Raw genomic sequence first — 19794 nt, forward strand, 5'->3', positions numbered from 1 at the left:
GCACACAACTACCCGACGGCCCGTTCACCGCCACCGTCGTCGACTGACCGTTGTCCAGATTGGTCACCTTCAACTTCGTCCCCACCGGAAACGTCCCACTACTCGCCGCCGGCGCACCCCCCTCCCCCGACAAGGTCACCGTCGACCCCTGACACACCACCTGCCCGGTGGCCGGCGGCACCTGCACGCCACTCGTACCGGCCGCACCCGTCGCACCCGTCGCACCGGCCGGCGCGGGGCCGCCGCCCACCCGCTCGATGCGCGCCCTGCGGATCAGGTTCTTGCCCGGCTCCCGCACCTTGTCGAAAGCCGAATTGTTCAGCAGCACACAACTACCCGACGGCCCGTTCACCGCCACCGTCGTCGACTGACCGTTGTCCAGATTGGTCACCTTCAACTTCGTCCCCACCGGAAACGTCCCGCTACTCGCCGCCGGCGCCCCTGCCTCCCCCGACAAGGTCACCGTCGACCCCTGACACACGACGTCGGGGGCGGCCGCGTTGCCCGTCGCCATCGTCGTGACGACCGCTCCGGTCACCAGGGCTCCCGTGACGCCAGAGAGCACGAGCTTCTTCTTGAGACTCATGGTCCGCTTTCGGGACATTGACACTCCTCGATCGGATGGATACTGGCCTCCCCCGTCCTGCTTACGGCCTCCATCACGCGCGATTCCAATCCTTGTCGCCGTCTTACAAATCCATCCGTGCGGAGGTTTCGGACGCCGCGCGGCCTGCCGCGGTGGTCCAGGCACCCTCGGAGCGCGCGCAAAGGCGCAGGTGAACGACCCGGCACCTGTCGTCGTCGAAGGGCGTGCAGCGCCGATGCCGTCCGCTGCCCGGCGCGGAGGCGAGGTGACCACAGTCAGGCTTAAGGCTCAGCTGATCCCCCCTTAAGCTCCGGGCCGGCACCGCATTCCGACCGCGTAACGACCACGCCCCGGCCGGCTGGGCCCCATGTGACCATCCCATGATCCTTTCGTTGTCCGCACCGTGGGACAACGTGAAGGCTCCGGAACCGGGCTGCGCCAGGCTGAGGCGATCATCGTCGAGCGCTACCCCCAACTGCTGCGTCTGGCCTACCTGGTGCTGCCGCCGGACCTCGACCGGCACACGCGGCTGTTGCGCGCCCACCGTGCCGTACAGCACTCCCTGCGGGCCGCGGGGCGCCGTGCACGGCAGGGCGGGGACCCGCTGGCAGCCGTACGGGCCGAGGTGGTGCGGCACGCGGCCGGACGGCTGCGCGGGCCGTTGCCGCCGTGGGTCTGGGGGCTGCGGATGTGGCCCAGCGCCGAGGGGCTCGACGAGGCGGCCCGGGGGCTCGCGGAGCTGACCCCGTACGCGCGCGCCGCGTACGTACTGTGCCGGTTCGACGGACTGGGCGAGGACGCCGCGGCGGGGGTCCTGGAGCAGGCCGGTGCCGGTGATCCGGCGGGCGGGGTACGGGCGGCCCGCTCGGCCGCAGCCGGACCGGGGGCCGCCGGCGTGGCGCCCGGGGCCGCGGATGCGGCGGGACCCGGCACGGAGACGGATCCGGGTTCCCCAGGGGGACCCGGCGGCGGTACGGGGTCCCGCGCCGACGGCAGTGCCGGACTGTCGGCCGGTGCGGGGCCGCGGTCCGGAAGCGAAACGATCTTGCACCCGGCAGACGTCCACACCCGTCCCACCGATCTGCTGCTGCGCCGCACCCGCGTCCGCGCCGCCTGGGGCCTGGCTGCCGTCCTGCTGCTGGCCGCCGGGCTCACCCGGGCCACCGCCGACGGGCCGGACTCCGGGCTCCCCGCCCCGTACGCCGGAGCTCCCGCCGCCCGCGCGGCCCTCGATCCCGCGCGCCTGGTCCAGGTGCCCGCGGGGGCCTGGTCCGACACCGGCCGCGTGGACTTCACCGCCTGGCCGGCCCGCGGTCCGCGCACCGGGGACCGGGCCCTCCTCACCCGCGCACTGGGCGCCTGGGCGGCGCCGGCCCCGGACACGGCCGTCGCCGTCGCGCCCGGCGTCTCGGCGGAGCCGCCGGGGCACCCGCCGCAGCTGCTGTTCGCGGGGGATCCGGGGCCGGGGGCCCTCGTCGTCGTGTTCCTCGACGCCGACCGGATCGTCCGCTACACCGAACAGGGCGGCCGCCGGAGCCTCGACATCGCCCGGACCGGCGATGCCGACGTCACCACGGCGGCAGCCGTCACCCTGACCCGGGACGCAGGCACGGCCCGTCGGCTCCTCGCGCCCTGGATCGCCGCCGCGGGGGTCCGGGACCTCACCGCCCCCGCCGGCGCCGCCCGGCCCCTGCCGATCGGCCCCGACGGAACGGTCACCACCGAACTCCCGCGCGGGGCAGCGGGCGAACGCACGGGCGATGCCGCCGCGCGCGGTGCCGGGGGCGAGGGCTGCGGACCGCGCCCGGTCCTCGAGGTCGTCTCCTCGCCGAGGATCGTGGAGAAGCACGCCTTCCTCCTCGCCGACCTCGGTGGACTGCTCCCCGTCCACCTCACCTACACCCCGCCCGCCGAGGGCGCCGACCAGCCGCCGGCCCGCCAGCCCCGCGAGGCGACGGGGCCCGCCGCCCTGGCCCGCTGGGCCCAGGAGGCCTGCACACTGGGCGAGGTGGACGGGCGCGCGGTCCGGGCGGTCAACCTGTGGGACTTCGCCGTCACGGAACTCCCCGAGAGCACCGGGCGAGCCGTCTGGTCCTGCACCCGCGCCACCCACCGGGACGGCCGGGGCGACGTCCGGATCCGGCTCCGGCCACCGGCAGGGGCCTCACTGGCCGTGGCGCACGCCGAGTCCACCGCAGCCTGCGGGCGGTTCGGGCAGCACCTCCTCGCGGCGACGCTCTGGCGGGCTCCGTCCGGCCACGGCTACCAATTGGCCGCGGGCAGCCGGGAGGTCGCGGAGATCACCGCCACGGGATCACTGCACACCCGTACGATCGGCCGGACGCTCACCGTCCCGGCACCCCCGGCCCCCGCTCCCCCGGCCGCCCTCACGGCGACGCTGCGCAGCGGCGCGGTGATCACCGCTCTGGACGCCCGCGGCGGCGGCCGGGACTGACCGGGTCACCGTGGCTGACCGGCCCCGACGCCCGCGACGCGGCGGTGGCGGTGGCGGTGGCGGTGGCGGTGGCGGTGGCGGTACGAAACCGGGCGGTCAGGCCGCCGCTTTGCTCGGAAGGCCGTGGGTGGTGACGACTCGGGCGCTGCCGTCGGCCAGTCGGTAGGACAGGCCCACGACGGCGGTGCGCCCCGCCGTGACCTGGTCGGCGATGACGCGGGAGCGGTCCAGGAGGAGGTCGACGGTGTGCCGTATGTGCTCGGCGATGATGTCGTTCTCGTCGGTGAGGCCCGCGGCGCGGGCGGCCAGCACGCTGGGGGTGACCCGTTCGATGACGTCGCGTACGTATCCCGTGGCGCTGACGCCGTCGGTCAGGGCGGCGCGCGCCGCGGCGACCGCGCCGCACGTGTCGTGGCCCAGGACGATGACCAGCGGGCAGTCGAGCACGCTCACCGCGTACTCGATGCTGCCCAGGACCTCTGGACCCGCCACGTGGCCCGCGGTGCGGACGACGAACAGGTCACCCAGGCCGCGGTCGAAGATGATCTCGGCGGCCAGCCGTGAATCGGAGCAGCCGAAGAGCACGGCGAAAGGGCGCTGAGCCGGCGCCGTCTCGGTACGGCGTGCGGCGTCCTGGTTCGGGTGCTCGGACGATCCCGCGGTGAAACGGCGGTTGCCGGCCAGCAGCAGCTCGAAGGCATCGGACGGGGTGGGAGACGGCGAGGTGCTCATGACCGCAGGCTACGACCCCGTCCGGACTGCCACACCGCGGGGGCCGTGCGGCAGTCGTACCGAAGGGGCGGCCCCGACCGTGGGGAGGGTCGGGGCCGTGGCTTCAGGCGGGGAGGGCCATCAGCAGCAGGGGGGCGGTGGTGGGCTGCGGGGAACCGCCGGCCGGTTCGAGGGTCAGGCCGACGGCGGCCGCGTCGGCGGTGTCTCCGTCGAGCAGGACGGTGCCGTCCTGGCGGATGAACCCGGCCGGGCGCATGGTCCCTTCGTGGTCGAGCCACAGCTGGTACGTCTTGCCCGCGGGCGGTGCGGGCAGGCCGGAGGCGGTGAAGACCGCCCTGTTCTGCAGGCCGGAGGCAACGACCGAGGCCAGGGCTCCGTTGCCGGCCCGGCCGTGGACCGTGCGGGCGTCCGGCGCGGCCAGGACGCCGCTGACGGCGTCCAGAGCCTGCTCGCTCTGCCGGGCCCGCTGCTCCAGCTGCTGCTTCTCCTGGTGCTGCCAGGCCGCCAGGCCGGCGAACGAGGCCGCCGCGGCCAGGCTCGCGGCCAAGGCCATCGGCAGCGCCTTGCGGCGCAGCACACCGCGCAGCGGGACGGGTGCGGCCGCGGGAACCGGGGGCGGGAGCTGTCGTACGTGATCGACGGCCGCCAGCGTGCGCTCTTTCATCGGGACGGGCGCGGCTCGGGCCACGGAGGCCGCCAGACGCGCGGCGGTGGCCTGGAAGTCGGCCACGTCCTGCCGGCAGGCTTCGCATGCGGCCAGGTGGGCGGCGTACTGCGCGCGCTCGCCGGGATCCAGGGCGTCCAGCGCGTAGGGCGCGGCCAGGCCGTGGGCATCGGATGCGTGATTCACGTGGTCACCCCCATGCAGTCGCGAAGCCGGATCAGCCCGTCGCGCATGCGTGTCTTGATGGTCGGAAGCGGCGTGCGAAGCGTCTGGGCGACTTCACGGTAGGTCAGACCGCCGTAGTAGGCCAGGGTTACGGCCTGGCGCTGGAGTTCGGTCAGGCCGCGCAGACAGCGGCGTACCTGCTCGCTCGCCAGGCGGGTCTCGACCTCCTCGGCAACCTCGTCGAACGCCGTTTGGTGCTCGCGGGCCGCCTGGGCCTGCTCGCGGTCGGCGGAGGCCTGTGCCGAGCGGACGCGGTCGACCGCCCTGCGGTGGGCGATGGTCGACGCCCAGGTACTCACGCTGCCCGCCTCGGGCCGGTAGCGGGCGGCCTGCCGCCACAGGTCGATCATGACCTCTTGGGCCACCTCTTCCGACTGGGCAGGGTCTCGCACGACCCGGACCACGATCCCGAAGACCATGGGTGCGAGGGCGTCGTACAGGGCCGAGAAGGCCTGCTTGTCGCCGCGCGCGACCTGCAGCATGAGCTCGGCGAGGTCCGCGGGGCGGGCGTGGCCGGAGGAACCGATCGGGTGGGGCTGGTTCATCGGGAGCGGCTCGTTCACAGGGCGGGCTCCGGCCGCGGCAGCCGGGTACAGGGGCGGCCGGGGCCGGCCTCCCGGGGGCGGGGTGTCCATGGCATGGGAGTCCTTCGTGATTCGGGCGCTGCCGGGCCGCCGCCTCGGGGCGGTCCGGCCGCAGAGCCGTGCGGAGTGCCTCTCACCCGTACTTCGTAGCGGAAGAGCGTCCGGATGGGGTGGCAGGGGCGTCACCGTCGCAGACGCGCCGTGGCCCTGGCGGCCACGAAAAGGCGCCTGTCACTCGTTCGGGTGACAGACCAATCCACCGGTCGGGTGGAGGCGAATGCCGGGTGTGAGCAGCTTCCGCACCACCTTCCTCCGCACCGCCCGTGGGGCGCTGGCCGGGCTTCTGGCCGGGTTCGGCGCGCTGGCCGCCGCCGAGCTGGCCGCCGGTCTCGTGCGGCCGGCCGCCGGGCCGGTGACGGTGGTCGGCGGTGCGGTGATCGACCGGACCCCGGCGGCGGTGAAGGACTTCGCGATCCGCACGTTCGGCGAGAACGACAAGACCGCCCTTCAGGTCGGCATCCTGCTCGTGCTGGCATTGTTCGCGGTCGTCCTGGGAGTCGTGTCGCTGCGGTACCGGCGTGCGGGGGCGGCCGGGGTCCTGGTGTTCGGGGTCGTCGGCGCGGCCGCGGCCCTGAGCCGGCCCGATTCCGCGGGTGCCGGTGACGCCCTCCCCTCCGTCGTGGGCGCCCTCACGGCCGCGGCCGTCCTGTACGGCCTGGCCGGCAAAGCCGCCCCCGTCGGCTCCACTTCAGGTGACACGGGCACCGGGAGCGGCTGGAGCCGACGGGGGTTCCTCGTCGCGGCGGCCGTGACCGCCGCGGCCGCCACCGGAGCCGGTGTGGCAGGCCGTGCTCTGGCCGGGCGGCGCGGCCGGGGCGCCGTGGCCTCCCGCGACGGCCTCGTGCTGCCCGCCCCCGCCTCACCGGCGCCCGCGGTGCCGGCCGGAGCCCGGCTGAAGGTTCCGGAGATCAGCGCCTTCACGACGCCCAACGGGGACTTCTACCGGGTCGACACCGCCCTTGTCGTACCCGAGGTCGACGCCGGCACCTGGCGGCTGCGGATCCGGGGGAAGGGCGTCACACGGCCCCGCAGCTACACCCTCGCCCAGCTTCTGGCCCGGCCGCTGATCGAGCGCGACATCACCCTGACGTGCGTGTCCAACGAGGTGGGCGGGCCCTACGCCAGCACCGCCCGCTGGCTCGGCGTCCCCCTGGCCGCCCTGCTCGCCGAATGCGGTGTCCGTCCGCCCTCGACGGGCGGCAGGGCCGATCAGTTGGTCGCCCGCTCCGTGGACGGCATGACCCTCGGCTCCCCCGTCGAGGACGTGATGGACGGGCGCGACGCGATGCTCGCGGTCGGCATGAACGGCGAGCCGCTGCCCTTCGCGCACGGCTATCCCGTCCGGATGCTCGTACCGGGCCTGTACGGCTACGTGTCCGCCTGCAAGTGGATCACCGAGATCGAGCTGACGACCTTCGATGCCTACGACCCGTACTGGGTGAAGCGGAAGTGGGCCGGCCGGGCGCCGATCAAGACGCAGTCCCGGATCGACACCCCGAAGCCCTTCGCCCGCCCCGCCGCCGGCACCGTCGTGATCGCCGGCGTGGCCTGGGCGCAGCACCGCGGCATCGCCCGCGTCGAGGTCCGTATCGACGACGGGCCCTGGCAGGACGCCGACCTCGCCGCGCAGCACACCCCCGACACCTGGCGCCAGTGGTCCTACCCCTGGCGGGCCGCCCCCGGCGGGCACACGCTCACCGTCCGCGCCACCGACGGCACCGCAGCGGTGCAGACCGAGAACCGCACGCGGACGATCCCGGACGGTGCGAGCGGCTGGCACAGCGTCTTCGTCACCGTCCCCTGAGACCACCGGACCGACAGCCCCCGGGCCGTGTCCGGCATGAACCACCCATCGATGCGAACCATCTCTGCCAAGGAGAAAACGATCATGAACAGCATGCAGATCCGCCGTACCGGGATCGCCGTCGCCGCAGCCCTTCTGCTGCCCTTCTCGCTGGCCGCCTGCTCCGACTCGTCCGGCGACACCAAGGCCGCCCCGGCGGCGGCCGGCGACCCGGCCAGTGCCGGCGAGAGCACCCCCGCCGACGCGACGGCCACGGACCAGCCCTTCGGGCCGGCCTGTGCCGGCGTCCCCAAGGAGGGTGCGGGCTCCTTCGACGGCATGGCCAAGGACCCGGTCGCCACCGCCGCGTCCAACAACCCCGCCCTGTCCACTCTGGTCGCCGCGGTCAAGCGGGCGGGCCTCGTGGACACCCTGAACAACGCCAAGGACATCACGGTGTTCGCCCCGACCAACGACGCCTTCGCGAAGATCCCGAAGGCCGACCTCGACAAGGTCCTCGCCGACAAGGCCACCCTCACCAAGATCCTCACCTACCACGTCGTCGGCCAGAAGCTGACGCCCGAGCAGCTGGGGAACGGCTCCTTCGAGACCCTGCAGAAGGGCATGGTCACCACCAAGGGCTCCGGCGAGGCATACAAGGTCAACGGCACCGCCGGTGTGGTGTGCGGCAACGTGAAGACGGCCAACGCCAACGTGTACATCATCGACACCGTCCTGATGCCGAAGTAGCAGCAGGCGGCTGCCACGCGCGCGTGGCCCGGCGCCCCTTGGGAAGCAAGGGGCGCCGGGCCGACCGGAGTTCGGCGATCCGGGGTCGAAGCACCCCGGTTGGCCGAGGGGCGTCCCGGAACGGGACCATGTCGGGATGGATCACTTGTCATCCGCGCGACCGACAGCGGTGCGGCTCACGCGCTACACGAAGACCGAGCAGGCGGAAATCCTCGGTGAGGGTGCCGATCCGTTCGGTGTCGCCGACACCGGCTTGGCGTGGCTGCCCAAGAACGAGCACTACGGCATCAGGCTGGAAGGCCGGCTCGTGGCACATACGGGCCTGCTTCGGATACCGGTGTCGGTCGGCGGCACCGGGTTCGAGGCGGTGGGGGTCGGAGGGGTGGCCGTCGCAGCGGACGTACGTGGACGGGGACTCGCCCGCCTCGTCATGGCCGCGGCCCTCGACCACGCCCGGACGATGGGCCCCCGGCACGGCCTCCTCTTCTGCCGCCCGCCCCTCGTCCCCCTGTACCGGCGACTGGGCTGGCGGGTGCTGGACCGGGACGTCGGCGTGGAACAACACGAAGGTCCCGTGATCATGCCGCTCCGCACCATGTGGACGCCGCTGCACGACGGTGCGGACTGGCCGGCCGGAGCGGTACGCCTGCTCTCGTACCCCATGCGACCGGCCACCCCGACCGTCGACGCTGTGCGAACCGCAGCCCGGTCGGGCGGGGCGGGGCGCGGTCAGGAAACCGTTTGAGGGTCCAGGCGTTGTTGTTGAAGCCGGAGTTCGGGAAGGCCACGCAGCCACTGCTGTAGTACGAGGCGGTCTGGACCCAGCCGGCGGGGTAGTACGCGGAGCCGCAGGCCTGGACGACGGTGCCCACGGGCAGACCGGTGAGCTGCTTGATCTGCTTGATGTTCGGGGCGAAGTTCTGGGTGCCGCAGCTCGCGCTGTAGCCCCAGTTGACGTCGACGTAGCCGACGGGGGTGGCGGTGCTCGCGCAGGTCGTGGTGACATCGCCGGGGGCGGCCTGAGCGGGAGCAGCGGTGAGCGCGAACATGGCCGCTCCACCCGCCAAGGCCATGACGGTGGTACGTAAACGGGTCACAGTGGTCTCCTTCGATCCGAAAACTGCAATTCGGGAACGGCAGCCCATTCCTACGGCCTGGTCGAAGCCCGTGACAGCAGGTTTCCGGACGGGATGATCACGCCACCCGCCCGTCGCTCCCCCGCGGGTCCGGCTCCGGAGCCTGCCCCTACGGCAGGCCCGGGCCGCACCCGGGTAAGCAATTTCAGGCAGGCGCCGCGTCCGACAGCCGTCCGCCGGTCATCCATATCCGCGACATCGCATCGGCCAGGGCCGGGTAGCGGGCAGCCTCGCAGATCATTTCCGACAGCACGAGAATTCCGTGCGCGGTGCACTTCGGATCGCGGTTCCGGTGCAGCCAGGTCACCGCGTTGCCCAGTTGCCGGCGCCCCAGCGAGATCCCCAATCGCCGCACGGCGGCGGCCGTCTCCAGGTCGGATCGGCCTCCGCCGAACGGCAGGACTTCGGTTCGGCGGATTCCGGGTGGCGCGACGGAATCCCGCACGTGCCGGACGCACGCCTCCCGTGGGGCCTGACCGTTCTCGAGGGTGTTGCGGAATCCGACGATGCGCATGCCCCCGTTGTGCAGGCGGAGCTCGATGTAGAGGTCGATGGACAGGCCCCGGAGCTGGACGTGCAGAGGCAGGTAGGCCATTTCCCCCGGCTGCCGCGAGGCCCCGCCGAAGAATCCCTGAGCATCCTCCGCCCTCGACCGGATGGTCGCCGTCAAGAACTGGTACTCGTCCGCTGACGCGTGCGCCGGGGAAAACGACACGGGTTTCAGCATGGTCGGCCGTATCAAGGGAGGCCGCCGGAAATCCGCCTTACCCGAAGTAATCTGACCGCGATCGGTTCGATCCTGCCGTGTTCACGCATACGCATACACCGCCTTCGGAATTCTCCCCATCGCAGGGTTCTGATCGGTCCGATCCTTTGTAGTCGCCCTGGTGGCAGCCGGGCGAATAGTTGGCCCCTGATGCTAAGAAATCGGCACGTCGTCCCGGTCGCGCGAGTGCCGCGGCGCGCATGTGGGACACGTGGGCGAAGGGCCCGCCGGACGCGGGTGAAGGCGGCTACCCCTTGACGGGATCGGCTCCCGGCCGCTTGACGATCCGGTCGCCGACCGCGATCGACTTCCAGAGACCGCGGCCGATCCGGACCTTGATCGTTTCCCCGTGGACGAGGCGGATCTCGGCGAAGTGGTACATGTTCGAGCCGTCGAGCATGCCCCTGGACAGGTTGGCCACGACGCCTTCCCAGGAGTCGTCACGTCCGATTTTGTGTGAGTTCGACATGGTGTGGAGCCTACGGAGAGCCACAGCCCCTCCGACAGGGCCGCGCATCCCGTCTTGGGCCGTACAAATGTCATACGGGAACGTCTCCTGCGGGCAGGCCGCCGATGGTCTCGGCGAACCCGCCCGCGACACCGGCCTTCCGTCACGAGCGGGGAAATCCGTCAGCTGTCGGAGCGAAACGCCCCGTGGACGCGCAGGTCACCGTTGATCGCGACCAAGTCGTCCCGGGTGTGCATGATCCAACCGACGTCCCTGTTGCGGACGGACAGGTGCCCGTTGGCGTTCACCTTCCCGATGAACAGCGAGTCTCCCTGGACTCGCAGTTCGGCGTTGAGCGATATCCTGCCGTCGTTCGTGTGCAGGACCCAGGCACCCCCGTTGCGGACCGACAGGTGTCCGTCCGCGTTCACCTTTCCCTCGAACTGCGACTCCCCTCGGACGACGAGGCCGCCGTCGGCGTTCACGTCGCCCTCGGCGTCGAGGCGCCCGCGGACGATCAGCCGCGGTGGCCCGTCCTGCGTCTCCAGCACGTTGTCCACGGTCAGCCCTCCCTGGAGGGTGAGGCGTTCCTTGACCTGGGCCCGGCGAGCGGTCAGGTCGTTCAGGTCCGCCTTGTCGGCCGCGACGGTTCCCCACTGGCGGTCTCCGGCGCCCTGGAACACGTTCAACCCGGCGGCCGGGAACTCGATCCATCCGTCGGCGGCCGTACGGCCCTGCACCCACTTGGTGTTGATGCCGTTCAGGTCCGCCTTGTCCGCGGCGACGGTTCCCCACTCCTGCTTTCCGTCCTTGCGCACGTTCACCCCGGACTGCGGGAACTCGATCCATCCCTTGCCGGCGTCGCGGTCCCCCACCCACGGGGTGTTGATGCCGTTCACGCTGATCTTGTCGGCCGTGACCGTGCCCAGGTCGCCTCCCGGTCCGTGGCCGACCCTGATCCCGTCGGACGGGAACCGGATCCACCCGGCACCGGTGTCGCGGCCCCGCACCCACGTCGCGCTCACCGTGTCGGCCTCGGCCGTGGCGGCCGAGACGGTGCCCGGGGCCTGGGCGTCGTCCTGGAACTGCGCGCCCCGCGCGGTGAAGGTGATCCGGCCCCTGTCCGCCGTCCCCTCGACCCACGGGGCGTGCACGCCGCTCGTCGCCGTCACGCTCTCGAACTCGGGGCTGCGCAGGTGGACGGTGGTGGTGAGGAAGGACCGCGGCTGTTGCGAGCCCGGGGAGGTGGCCATGAGGGTGTACGTGGCGTCCCGCTTCGGCTCCCGGCCCGCCTTCGGCGACCATTCCCAGCCGGATGCCCCGTTCCTCGACGTGACGGTCTCCGCGGATCCGTCCGGACCCTGGATCCGGTACGTGAGGCTGTCGGGTCCGTCCCACCTGAGGACCACGTCCTTGCCCGCGGCCACCAGGGACTCCTTGGGCCGGAAGTTGCGCGGCACCCTGGACACCTGCTTCAGGAGGCTCAGCGTCACGGGGTTGCTCTGCACCCGCGCGCCGTTCGCCGCCCTCTCCGTCACGTGCAGCAGCACCAGTCCCGGCACCCCGGAGACCGGGAAGCCGTCCAGTACCAGGTCCAGCGAGCCGGCTTTCCGGAACAGCGTGTTGGGTCGGGCGGTCACGGTGAGGACGCCCGTGTCGCCGTCCCAGACGACGGCCGGTTCCTCCCCCTGCTTCGTCGCGGTGTTCTGTTCGACCCGCGCGTTGATCGTCTTGGGATGGAGCGTCAGATCACCGTCCGCCGGGCCGGCGGGCACCCGTACCTCGATCGAGTACCAGATCACCTCGTCCAGGGTCGGATTGGAGACGACGATGTGGACCGCTCCCTGGGACTCCTCCCCCGCCCCCGGCACCTGGAGCGGAGCCGGGTCGGTGAGGATTTCGTAGTTCAGAGAAGCCATCGCTGAAGACCCCCTGTTTCTGCATGCGGACGCTCGCCCCCCACGGACGCAGCCCCTTCAGCACAGCACTCTCCGTACGACCCGCGGTCCCGAACCGGCCCAAGCGGCGCAAATCAGACGCACACTGGCCGAATCGGGGATCCCTCACCTTTCCGATCTTTCCGGCGGACTGTCCGTGGGTCGGTACCGGCCGCCGGCTGGCTCGGGCGCCACGGGGGGTGTTCCATGGGGGTGTGGTCTCCTTGCGTATCGATGTGCACGCGCATCTGTGGACCGCGCGCTATCTCGACCGCCTCGAACGGCTCGGGAAGACGGACACGGCCACCCAGCGCGGAATCGGCGCCGATGCCACCGGCGCCGACTTGGAGCACCGTTTCGCGTTGATGGACCGGGCCGGAATCGATCTGCAGGTGCTCTCGGTGGCTCCGCAATGCCCCCACCTGGAGAAGGAGTCCGAGGCTTCGGCACTGGCCCGCGCCGCGAACGACATGTACGCGGAACTGGTGGACCGGCACCCGGGGCGCTTCCGTGCGTTCGCGGCGGTTCCGCTGCCCCACGTCGACGCGGCCCTCGACGAGACCGCCCGGGCCCTCGACGGGCTCGGCGCGGTCGGCGTCGGCGTGACCACGACCGTACTCGGCCGTACCCTCGCGGATCCGCTGCTGTGGCCCCTCTACGAGGAGCTCGACCGGCGCGGCGCCGTTCTGTACGTGCACCCGGCCGGTGAGGGCGCCGCCAGCCCCCTGATCACCCGGCACGGCATGACGTGGATGGTGGGGGCGCCGGTGGAGGACACCGTGGCGATGATGCACCTGGTCCTCGCGGGCATCCCCGCCCGCTATCCCCGGATGCGGGTGCTCGCCTCGCACCTGGGCGGAGTGCTGCCGCTCCTGCCGCCCCGCCTCGACGACCACCTGGCCTTCGAATCCCCCGACACGCCCGAACTGCCGTCCGTGGCCCTCCGCCGGCTCTGGTACGACACGGTCAGCCATGTGCACCCGCCGGCGCTGGCGGCCGCGGCCGCGACGTTCGGCGCGGACCGCCTCGTCCTCGGCACGGACTACCCCTACGAGGACGGAGAGCGCTTCCAGCAGGCCGTGGAGTACGTGGGCCGCTCGGGCCTGGCGCCGCTGGACGCGGCAGCCGTCCTCGACACCAATGCCGCCCGGCTGCTGGACCTGACCGGTCCGTGACGGGGCCGGGACCGTGACGGGCCCGGGAGTGACGGGGGCCGGGAGTGACGGGGCCGGGCACGTGAACCGGCCGGTGCCGGCGGCCCGCTCCGCCGCTCAGCCCACCGTCACCCGGGCGAGGGCCCAGGAGGTGTGGTCGAACGCCGAATTGGCGTTGGCGTCCTCGACGACCAGGTGCAGCAGCTTCACCCCGCGTACGTCGACGTCCACCTGCACGGGACCGCCCGCGCCGGTCAGTTTGCCGGTGGTGAACAGCACCTTGCCGTCCCCCCGCACCGAGGCCTTCGTCGCGCCGGCGGCGGACTGCTTCGTGGAGAAGTCGTCGATGCCGACGAGCGCGGTGAAGCGGTCCGCCGCTCCGCCGAGGTGGTAGACGATCTCGGAGGGCGCGTGGACGCCGAGGCCCTTGGCGTAGGTCACCGCGCCGAACGAGATCGGCGTGCCGTCCCCGGCCGCGCTGCGCCCGTTGGAGCGGTCGCGTTCCACCGGGCCCCATCCGTTGGTGGCCGAGACCCACGCGAGATCGCTCAGATACGCGTCGGCGACCGGGGCCGCCGGCACCGTGGAGACCCGCTGCGGGGCGGAGTAGCGCAGCGGCCCGGTCGGCGACTGCGCCGTACCGTCGACGGTCAGCGGCCACTGCGTGCCGGGGGTGGCCGTCGACGGCGGGATGACCCGCCAGGACGTGGTCAGCGTGGCTCCGGCGGCCAGCTGGTCCCGTCCGGCGGCGGTGGTCGCCTGGACCTGCCAGCCAGCCGGGGCGCGCAGTGCGAGGAGTGCACCGGTCCAGGGCTTGGCCGACCCGTTGGCGAGTGTGGCCGTCACCGTGAAGGCCTGACCGGGCACGGCCGGCCCGTGGATCTGCGTGCCGGCTCCGAAGGGCCGCCGGACGTACGTGTCCGCCCACGAGGAACGCATGAGGGCGACCAGGCCGTCGACCACGGACGGGTTGGCGGCGGCGACGTCGCGCCGCTCACCGGTGTCGGAGGCGAGGTCGTACAGCTCGACCTGCCACTGTGCGTCGGGCAGCGCGTGGTCCCTGACGGGGGCGAACCGCACGGCCTTCCAGTCGTCCTTGCGTACCGCCTCTGCGAGCCACGTGGCACGGCCGCCGTCCTCGGTGTTGGCGCGGCTGGTGACACCGCGTTCGTCCCGGTACCAGTACAGGTGGTTGTGGCGTGCTGCGCTCGGGCTTCCGGCGAGCAGCGGGGCGGCCGACAGCCCGTCGATGTCGGTGGGTGCGGGTGCGCCGCCGAGCTCCGCCAGGGTGGGCAGCACGTCGGTGAGCGAGGTGGGGCGGTCGGTGGTCCCCGCCCCGATCCGGCCCGGGGACCAGGCGATCAGCGGGACGCGGATGCCGCCCTCGTAGAGGTTGCGCTTGTAGCCGCGCAGCGGGCCGTTCGCGTCGAACAGGTCCGGGTTGACCCCGCCTTCCTCGTGGGGGCCGTTGTCGCTGGTGACGAGGACGACGGTGTTCTCGGCGATGCCCAGCGCGCGCAGCCGGTCGGTGACCTTTCCGACGAGGGTGTCGAAGTACGTGATCTGGGCGGCGTGCCCCTTGTTCTCCTGGGTCCAGGTACGGGAGGCGTAGGCGCCGACGTCCGGGATGTCGCTCGGCGCGTGCGGCACGGTCGGTGTGAGGAGGAGCAGGAAGGGCTCGGCGGCGTGGTCGCCGATGAAGTCCAGGGCGCGCTGCTCGATGAGTTGGGGGCTGTACGCGCCTTTCGCGCCGCCCGTGTTGGCGGCGATGGTCTCCTTCGCGCCGTTGTGCCACAGGTACCGCGGGTAGTACTCGTGCGCGTGACCGTGGTCGATGTATCCGTAGAACTCCTCGAAACCACGGGAGTTGGGGTGGCTGGGCTGGTCGCCCTCCTCCGGTCCGAAGCCCCATTTCCCGATCACGGCGGTCCGGTAGCCGCGGGCGCGCAGCACCTCGGCGAAGGTGGTGTCGCCGGCCTTCAGCGCACCGGGGGCGCCGTCGGGATTGGCCCGCACGGCGGAGTGCCCGGTGTGCAGGCCGGTCAGCAGCGAGCAGCGGGACGGCGCGCAGACGGCGGCGGTCGCGTAGGCGTCGGTGAACTTCAGGCCTTCGGCGGCGAGCCGGTCGATCCGCGGTGTGGTGATCAGCTTCTGGCCGTACGCGCCGAGGTCTCCGTAGCCGAGGTCGTCGGCGAGGATCACCACGAAGTTGGGAGTGGCCGTACCGGCGGTCGCGGTGGCGCCCGGGGCCGCCGGGGCCGCCGCGAGGGCCTCCGGCGCGGCAGGGAGCGCGGTGGCCAGGCCGAGGGTGGCCGCGGACCCGGCGATGAAGTGGCGGCGGGTGGGCATCAGGGGGCTCCTCGGCTGTCGCGAACGGAGTTCGATCATGCGGAGGAGCCGGCCCGATGGCCATGCACACGGCATGAAGAGCGTGTGACGGCCCGGCCGTGCTGGGGACCGCCTTGACCGAAGCGAGCAGTGCCACCGAAGCGGTACACCGCCGGTGGCGCGGCGCCCGCACGTCACTGTTCGCCGCCCCTCCGTTGTTGCCGCGGCATGGCAACCGTGTGGCGATCGTGCGGGGCGGCGGTCGCAAGGGCGCCACGGTGTCTAGGATCCCCGGCACGTGCCTCCGGTCTTCCGCGCAGGCTCTCCCCCTCTGCCAAGGAACGCGACCTGCCATGAGTGTTTCCGCCGCCCTGAGCGTGAGCGAGGCGTTCTCCCGCCGCCACGAGCTGACCGTCGTCGATGTCCGGACTCCGGCCGAGTTCGCGTCCGGCCATCTGCCGGACGCCCTCAACATCCCCCTCGACCGCATCGCCCCGGCGCTGCCGGAACTCCGGGAGGCCGCCGAGGACAGGCCCCTGCTGGTGGTGTGCGCCTCCGGCGCCCGGGCGGAGAACGCCGTCGCCACCCTGGCCTCCCACGGCATCGGCGCGTCGAGCCTCACCGGCGGCACCACCGCCTGGGCGGCCGAGGGACACGGGCTCGACCACCCTGAAGGCCGTGGTCGGGCCGTCTGGGCCATGGAGCGCCAGGTCCGGTTCACGGCGGGTTCCGTCGTACTCCTCGGCCTGGCCCTCGGTTTCCTCGTCCATCCGGCATTGCGGCTGCTGTCCGCGGGGATCGCGGCCGGCCTGGTCTACTCCGCCCTCAGCAACACCTGCGGCATGGCGGTCGTACTCGGCAGGCTCCCCTTCAACCAGCAGGGGAAGGCACCCCTGGAGAGTTCGTCCCCGTCGCCTCGCGCCTGACGATCCCCTCCGTCGGATGACGCGGAGCGCGCGGTCAGAGGACCTTGGAGAGGAAGGCGCGGGTGCGGGGGTGTTGCGGGTCGTCCAGGACGGCCGCGGGCGGCCCCTGCTCCACGACGGCACCGGCGTCCATGAACACGACGGTGTCGGCGACCTCGCGCGCGAAGCCGATCTCGTGCGTCACGACGATCATGGTGGTTCCGGATCGCGCCAGGTCCCTGATGACGTCCAGGACCTCGCCGACCAGCTCCGGGTCGAGGGCCGAGGTCGGCTCGTCGAAGAGGAGCACCTTCGGTTCGAGGGCGAGCGCGCGGGCGATGGCCACGCGCTGCTGCTGCCCTCCGGACAACTGCAGCGGGTAGGCGTCGGCCTTGTCGGAGAGGCCTACGCGCTCCAGCAGCCGGCGGGCCGTCGCCTCCGCCTCCCGCCGCGGGCGCCGCAGCACGGAGACCGGCGCCTCGACGAGGTTGTCCAGCACGGTGAGGTGCGGGAAGAGGTTGAAGTCCTGGAAGACGAAACCGATGCGCGTGCGCTGTCGCAGGACCTCCTTCTCCTTCAGCTCGTGCAGCTTGCCCCGGGAGCTGCGGTAGCCGATGAGATCGCCGTCGACGCTGATCCACCCGCGGTCGACCTTCTCCAGGTGGTTGATCGTGCGCAGGAGCGTCGACTTCCCCGAGCCGGAAGGGCCGAGGACCACCGTGACGTCACCGGCGCGGACCTCCAGGTCGACGCCGCGCAGCACTTCCAGCGTCCCGAAGCTCTTGTGGACGCCGCGCACCCGCACCATGGCATCGCCCACGGACCCGCCGCTCACGCGTGCTCGGCCGGGTTGATCCGCGACGTGTCGATCGCGGAGGCGGTGGTGCCCCACTTCTGCAGGATCCGCGCGTAGGTGCCGTTCTTGATCAGCTCGTTGACGGCGGCCTGGAGGGCGGGGGTGAGCGGGGAGCCCTTCTTGAACGCGAAGCCGACATCGAGGCGGTGGTACTCGCCGAGGAAGGCGGTCTGCGCCACGGGCTGCGCGGCCTGGTGGCGCAGTCCATTGATCGTCGACATGACGACCTCGATCCGGCCCTGCTGGAGGGCGGTGGTGACGGCTCCGGCCTCGGCGAAGACCTTCACCTCGTACGGCTTCTTGCCGGCGGCGGCGCAGACGCCCTTCTGCGCGGTGAGGGTCTTCTCGAACGTCGTGCCCGCGCCGGTGCCGATGGTCAGTCCGCACAGCTGGGTGAGGTCCGAGACCTGTGTGGTCAGGGTGGTGTTGCCCTTCTTGACCGCGAAACCCTGCCCGTCGTTGATGTACGTGACGAAGTCGATGGTCTTCAGCCGTTCGGTGGTGACGCCGAAGTTGCCCGTGCCGAAGTCGTACTTGCCGCTGCCCAGGGCCGGCAGGATCGTTTCGAAGGAGGCGTCCTGGCGCTCCAGCCGCACGCCGAGGACCTTGGCCACCGCGTCGGCGATGTCGATGTCCTGGCCGGCGGGCGGCTTGTCCTGCCCGTTCGGGAAGTAGGCCGAGGGCGGGGATCCGACGGAGCTGCCGACCCGCAGGGTGCCCGCCTTGCGGACCTCGGCGGGCAGCAGGGCGGCGATCGAGTCCACGGACCGCACGCCGGCGACGGGGTCGTCGGCCGGTGCGGAGTGCTCCTGGGCAACCGCACCGGCCGGGGCTCCGCCACCGGAGTCGCAGGCGGTCAGCGCCAGGAGGGGGAAGAGGGGCAGGAGGGCGAGGGAGGCGGCGGTGCGCAGGCGGGCGCGGATCCCGTTCCCTGGGCGGTTCACAGCGGGAGGGCCTTTCCGTTGCGGGGCATGGTGCCTGTGCGGGGTGTTCTCCCGAGGCCGGGCGACGTGCGTGCCGCGGGGTTCACCCGCGTACCGCCGTGAGGGGAGGGTGGGGCTCGATCGCCGCGTGCGCGGTGGCGCGCTCGCGCTCGGCATCGCGCTTCGCGATCTCCTCCCGGACGAGCGGGATCACGTACCGGCCGAAGTCGACGGCGTCGTCCAGCAGGCCGTAGCCGCGGGCCGAGAGGATGTCGACCCCGAGGTCGTGGTAGTCCAGAAGTGCCTGGGCGACCGTCTCCGGGGTGCCGACCAGGGCGTTGGAGTTGCCCGCACCGCCGGTGGCGGCGGCGGTCGGGGTCCACAGCGCCCGGTCGTAGCGCTCCCCCGCCTCGGCTATGGCGATCAGCCGCTGTGATCCGGTGTTCTGGGGCGCCGCGGCTTCCAGGACGCCGTTGCGGTGGTGTCGTACGAGGCCTGCCTGCCGCCGCTGCCTGATGGCGCCCACGGTGCGGTGGGCCTTCTCCCAGGCCAGTTCCTCGGTCGGGGCGATGATGGGGCGGAACGCGACCTGGATGCGCGGCACGTCGGTACGGCCCGCGGCCTTGGCGGCGGCCTTCACGGCCTCGATCTGCTCGGCGGTCTTCGCGAGGGGCTCGCCCCACAGGCAGTAGACGTCGGCCTCCGCGCCGCCGGCGGCGTACGCGGCGGGTGAGGAGCCGCCGAAGGAGACGTTCGGGCGCGGCTGCCGGACGGGGAAGACGTCGCTGACGAAGTCGTGGAAGCGGTAGTGCTCGCCCTCGTGGTCGAAGGGCTCACGGGTGGTCCAGATCTTCTTGACGATCCGGATGTATTCGCGGGTGCGGGCGTAGCGCTCGTCCTTGGTGAGGGTGTCGCCCTCACGGCCCTGTTCGTGGTCGTTGCCGCCGGTGATGAAGTGGACGGTCAGGCGGCCCTCGCTGATCTGGTCCAGGGTGGCGAAGGTCTTGGCCGCGTAGGTGGGGTACGAGACGTTGGGCCGGTGGGCGAGCAGGATCTGCAGGTGGTCCAGCCTGCTCGCGATGTACGCGGCCGCCGGGGCGGGGTCCGGCGATCCGGAGCCGTAGGCGAACAGCACGCGGTCCCAGCCGTGGTCCTCGTGCGCCCGGGCGAGACGGAGCGTGTACTCCTTGTCGAAGGCGGCTCCGGATCGCGCGGTGGTTTCGGAGCCGTTGTTGGTCGCGGCGATGCCGAGGAATTCCACGGGCATGTGGGTGGCCTTTCGGAACGGGCGGGCGGGCGGGTGAGGGACCCGACCTGCGGGCATGACTGAACAGCCCTTGCCGCAGAGGAAGATGACGGGACGACAGAGAGGCACACGAGGACGGTGGCGGCGTGACGACGCGGGGCGTCGGGAGAAACGGGGTGGCGGCAGCGCACGCCCGGGCTCACGGCAGCGTGCCTCGTACGGCTCGTTGCCTGTGCCCGGTGGTGGTGCGAAGGAG

16 protein-coding genes and 2 pseudogenes are annotated in these 19794 nt (G+C 72.2%); 6 read left to right on the plus strand and 12 right to left on the minus strand.

The window, feature by feature from the left end; translation table 11 throughout:
- Positions 1–244 precede the first annotated feature (244 nt).
- Positions 245–505 (minus strand): annotated as a pseudogene (locus tag ACFXGI_RS34165) (hypothetical protein); the annotation flags it as partial.
- Between the two features lie 484 nt (positions 506–989).
- Between ACFXGI_RS34165 and ACFXGI_RS34170 the strand changes: the two are divergent.
- Positions 990–3041 (plus strand): hypothetical protein, encoded by a 2052-nt coding sequence (locus ACFXGI_RS34170; protein WP_384715400.1) that lies wholly within the window; start codon positions 990–992, stop codon positions 3039–3041.
- Between the two features lie 96 nt (positions 3042–3137).
- Here ACFXGI_RS34170 and ACFXGI_RS34175 read toward each other — a convergent pair whose 3' ends face one another.
- The 3 genes from ACFXGI_RS34175 to sigK form a co-directional block, all read right to left on the minus strand.
- Entirely contained in the window at positions 3138–3773 is a 636-nt protein-coding gene (locus ACFXGI_RS34175; protein ID WP_384715403.1) for a carbonic anhydrase, read from the minus strand.
- 103 nt (positions 3774–3876) lie between these two features.
- A complete protein-coding gene (locus tag ACFXGI_RS34180; RefSeq protein WP_384715406.1) occupies positions 3877–4623 on the minus strand; it encodes an anti-sigma factor domain-containing protein in 747 nt (248 codons plus the stop codon).
- On the minus strand, positions 4620–5207 hold the full coding sequence (gene sigK, locus ACFXGI_RS34185) for an ECF RNA polymerase sigma factor SigK (RefSeq protein WP_384715472.1): 588 nt from the start codon (positions 5205–5207) through the stop codon (positions 4620–4622). The genes ACFXGI_RS34180 and sigK overlap by 4 nt, the downstream gene beginning before the upstream one ends.
- Before the next feature lie 316 nt (positions 5208–5523).
- Here sigK and ACFXGI_RS34190 point away from each other — a divergent pair, with 316 nt between their 5' ends.
- The 3 genes and pseudogenes from ACFXGI_RS34190 to ACFXGI_RS34200 form a co-directional block, all read left to right on the plus strand.
- Positions 5524–7110: a molybdopterin-dependent oxidoreductase gene (locus tag ACFXGI_RS34190; RefSeq protein ID WP_384715409.1), complete on the plus strand. Its 1587-nt coding sequence runs from the start codon at positions 5524–5526 to the stop codon at positions 7108–7110.
- An 84-nt stretch (positions 7111–7194) separates the two neighbouring features.
- A complete protein-coding gene (locus ACFXGI_RS34195; RefSeq protein WP_384715412.1) occupies positions 7195–7839 on the plus strand; it encodes a fasciclin domain-containing protein in 645 nt (214 codons plus the stop codon).
- Between the two features lie 136 nt (positions 7840–7975).
- Positions 7976–8503, plus strand: a pseudogene (locus ACFXGI_RS34200) (GNAT family N-acetyltransferase); the annotation flags it as partial.
- On the opposite strand, the gene ACFXGI_RS34205 reads toward ACFXGI_RS34200, so the two are convergent.
- The 4 genes from ACFXGI_RS34205 to ACFXGI_RS34220 form a co-directional block, all read right to left on the minus strand.
- Positions 8418–8936, minus strand: coding sequence for a hypothetical protein (locus ACFXGI_RS34205; RefSeq protein WP_384715482.1), 519 nt, complete (start codon positions 8934–8936; stop codon positions 8418–8420). The pseudogene ACFXGI_RS34200 and the gene ACFXGI_RS34205 overlap by 86 nt on opposite strands.
- A gap of 184 nt (positions 8937–9120) precedes the next feature.
- Positions 9121–9702 carry a ribosome-inactivating family protein gene (locus ACFXGI_RS34210; protein ID WP_384715415.1) on the minus strand — a complete coding sequence of 194 codons (582 nt, stop codon included), beginning with the start codon at positions 9700–9702 and terminating at the stop codon, positions 9121–9123.
- 286 nt (positions 9703–9988) lie between these two features.
- Positions 9989–10210 (minus strand): hypothetical protein, encoded by a 222-nt coding sequence (locus tag ACFXGI_RS34215; protein WP_384715418.1) that lies wholly within the window; start codon positions 10208–10210, stop codon positions 9989–9991.
- 161 nt (positions 10211–10371) lie between these two features.
- Positions 10372–12108, minus strand: coding sequence for a hypothetical protein (locus ACFXGI_RS34220; protein ID WP_384715421.1), 1737 nt, complete (start codon positions 12106–12108; stop codon positions 10372–10374).
- Between the two features lie 242 nt (positions 12109–12350).
- Between ACFXGI_RS34220 and ACFXGI_RS34225 the strand changes: the two genes are divergently transcribed.
- Positions 12351–13301, plus strand: a complete 951-nt coding sequence (locus ACFXGI_RS34225; protein WP_384715424.1) for an amidohydrolase family protein — start codon at positions 12351–12353, stop codon at positions 13299–13301.
- 96 nt (positions 13302–13397) lie between these two features.
- Here the strand turns inward: ACFXGI_RS34225 and ACFXGI_RS34230 are convergent, their stop codons facing one another.
- On the minus strand, positions 13398–15629 hold the full coding sequence (locus ACFXGI_RS34230; RefSeq protein WP_384715427.1) for a sulfatase-like hydrolase/transferase: 2232 nt from the start codon (positions 15627–15629) through the stop codon (positions 13398–13400).
- A 332-nt stretch (positions 15630–15961) separates the two neighbouring features.
- On the opposite strand from ACFXGI_RS34230, the gene ACFXGI_RS34235 reads away from it, so the two are divergent.
- Positions 15962–16534 (plus strand): rhodanese-like domain-containing protein, encoded by a 573-nt coding sequence (locus tag ACFXGI_RS34235; RefSeq protein WP_384715430.1) that lies wholly within the window; start codon positions 15962–15964, stop codon positions 16532–16534.
- A gap of 34 nt (positions 16535–16568) precedes the next feature.
- On the opposite strand, the gene ACFXGI_RS34240 is transcribed toward ACFXGI_RS34235, so the two are convergent.
- The 3 genes from ACFXGI_RS34240 to ACFXGI_RS34250 form a co-directional block, all read right to left on the minus strand.
- A complete protein-coding gene (locus ACFXGI_RS34240) occupies positions 16569–17321 on the minus strand; it encodes an amino acid ABC transporter ATP-binding protein (protein WP_384715475.1) in 753 nt (250 codons plus the stop codon).
- A gap of 23 nt (positions 17322–17344) precedes the next feature.
- Positions 17345–18313 (minus strand): ABC transporter substrate-binding protein, encoded by a 969-nt coding sequence (locus tag ACFXGI_RS34245; RefSeq protein WP_384715433.1) that lies wholly within the window; start codon positions 18311–18313, stop codon positions 17345–17347.
- An 82-nt stretch (positions 18314–18395) separates the two neighbouring features.
- Complete coding sequence (locus tag ACFXGI_RS34250) at positions 18396–19559, minus strand: LLM class flavin-dependent oxidoreductase (protein ID WP_384715436.1); 1164 nt, start codon at positions 19557–19559, stop codon at positions 18396–18398.
- Between the last annotated feature and the right edge of the window lie 235 nt (positions 19560–19794).

The organism is Streptomyces sp. NPDC059355, assembly GCF_042752335.1.
Classification (GTDB): Bacteria; Actinomycetota; Actinomycetes; order Streptomycetales; family Streptomycetaceae; genus Streptomyces.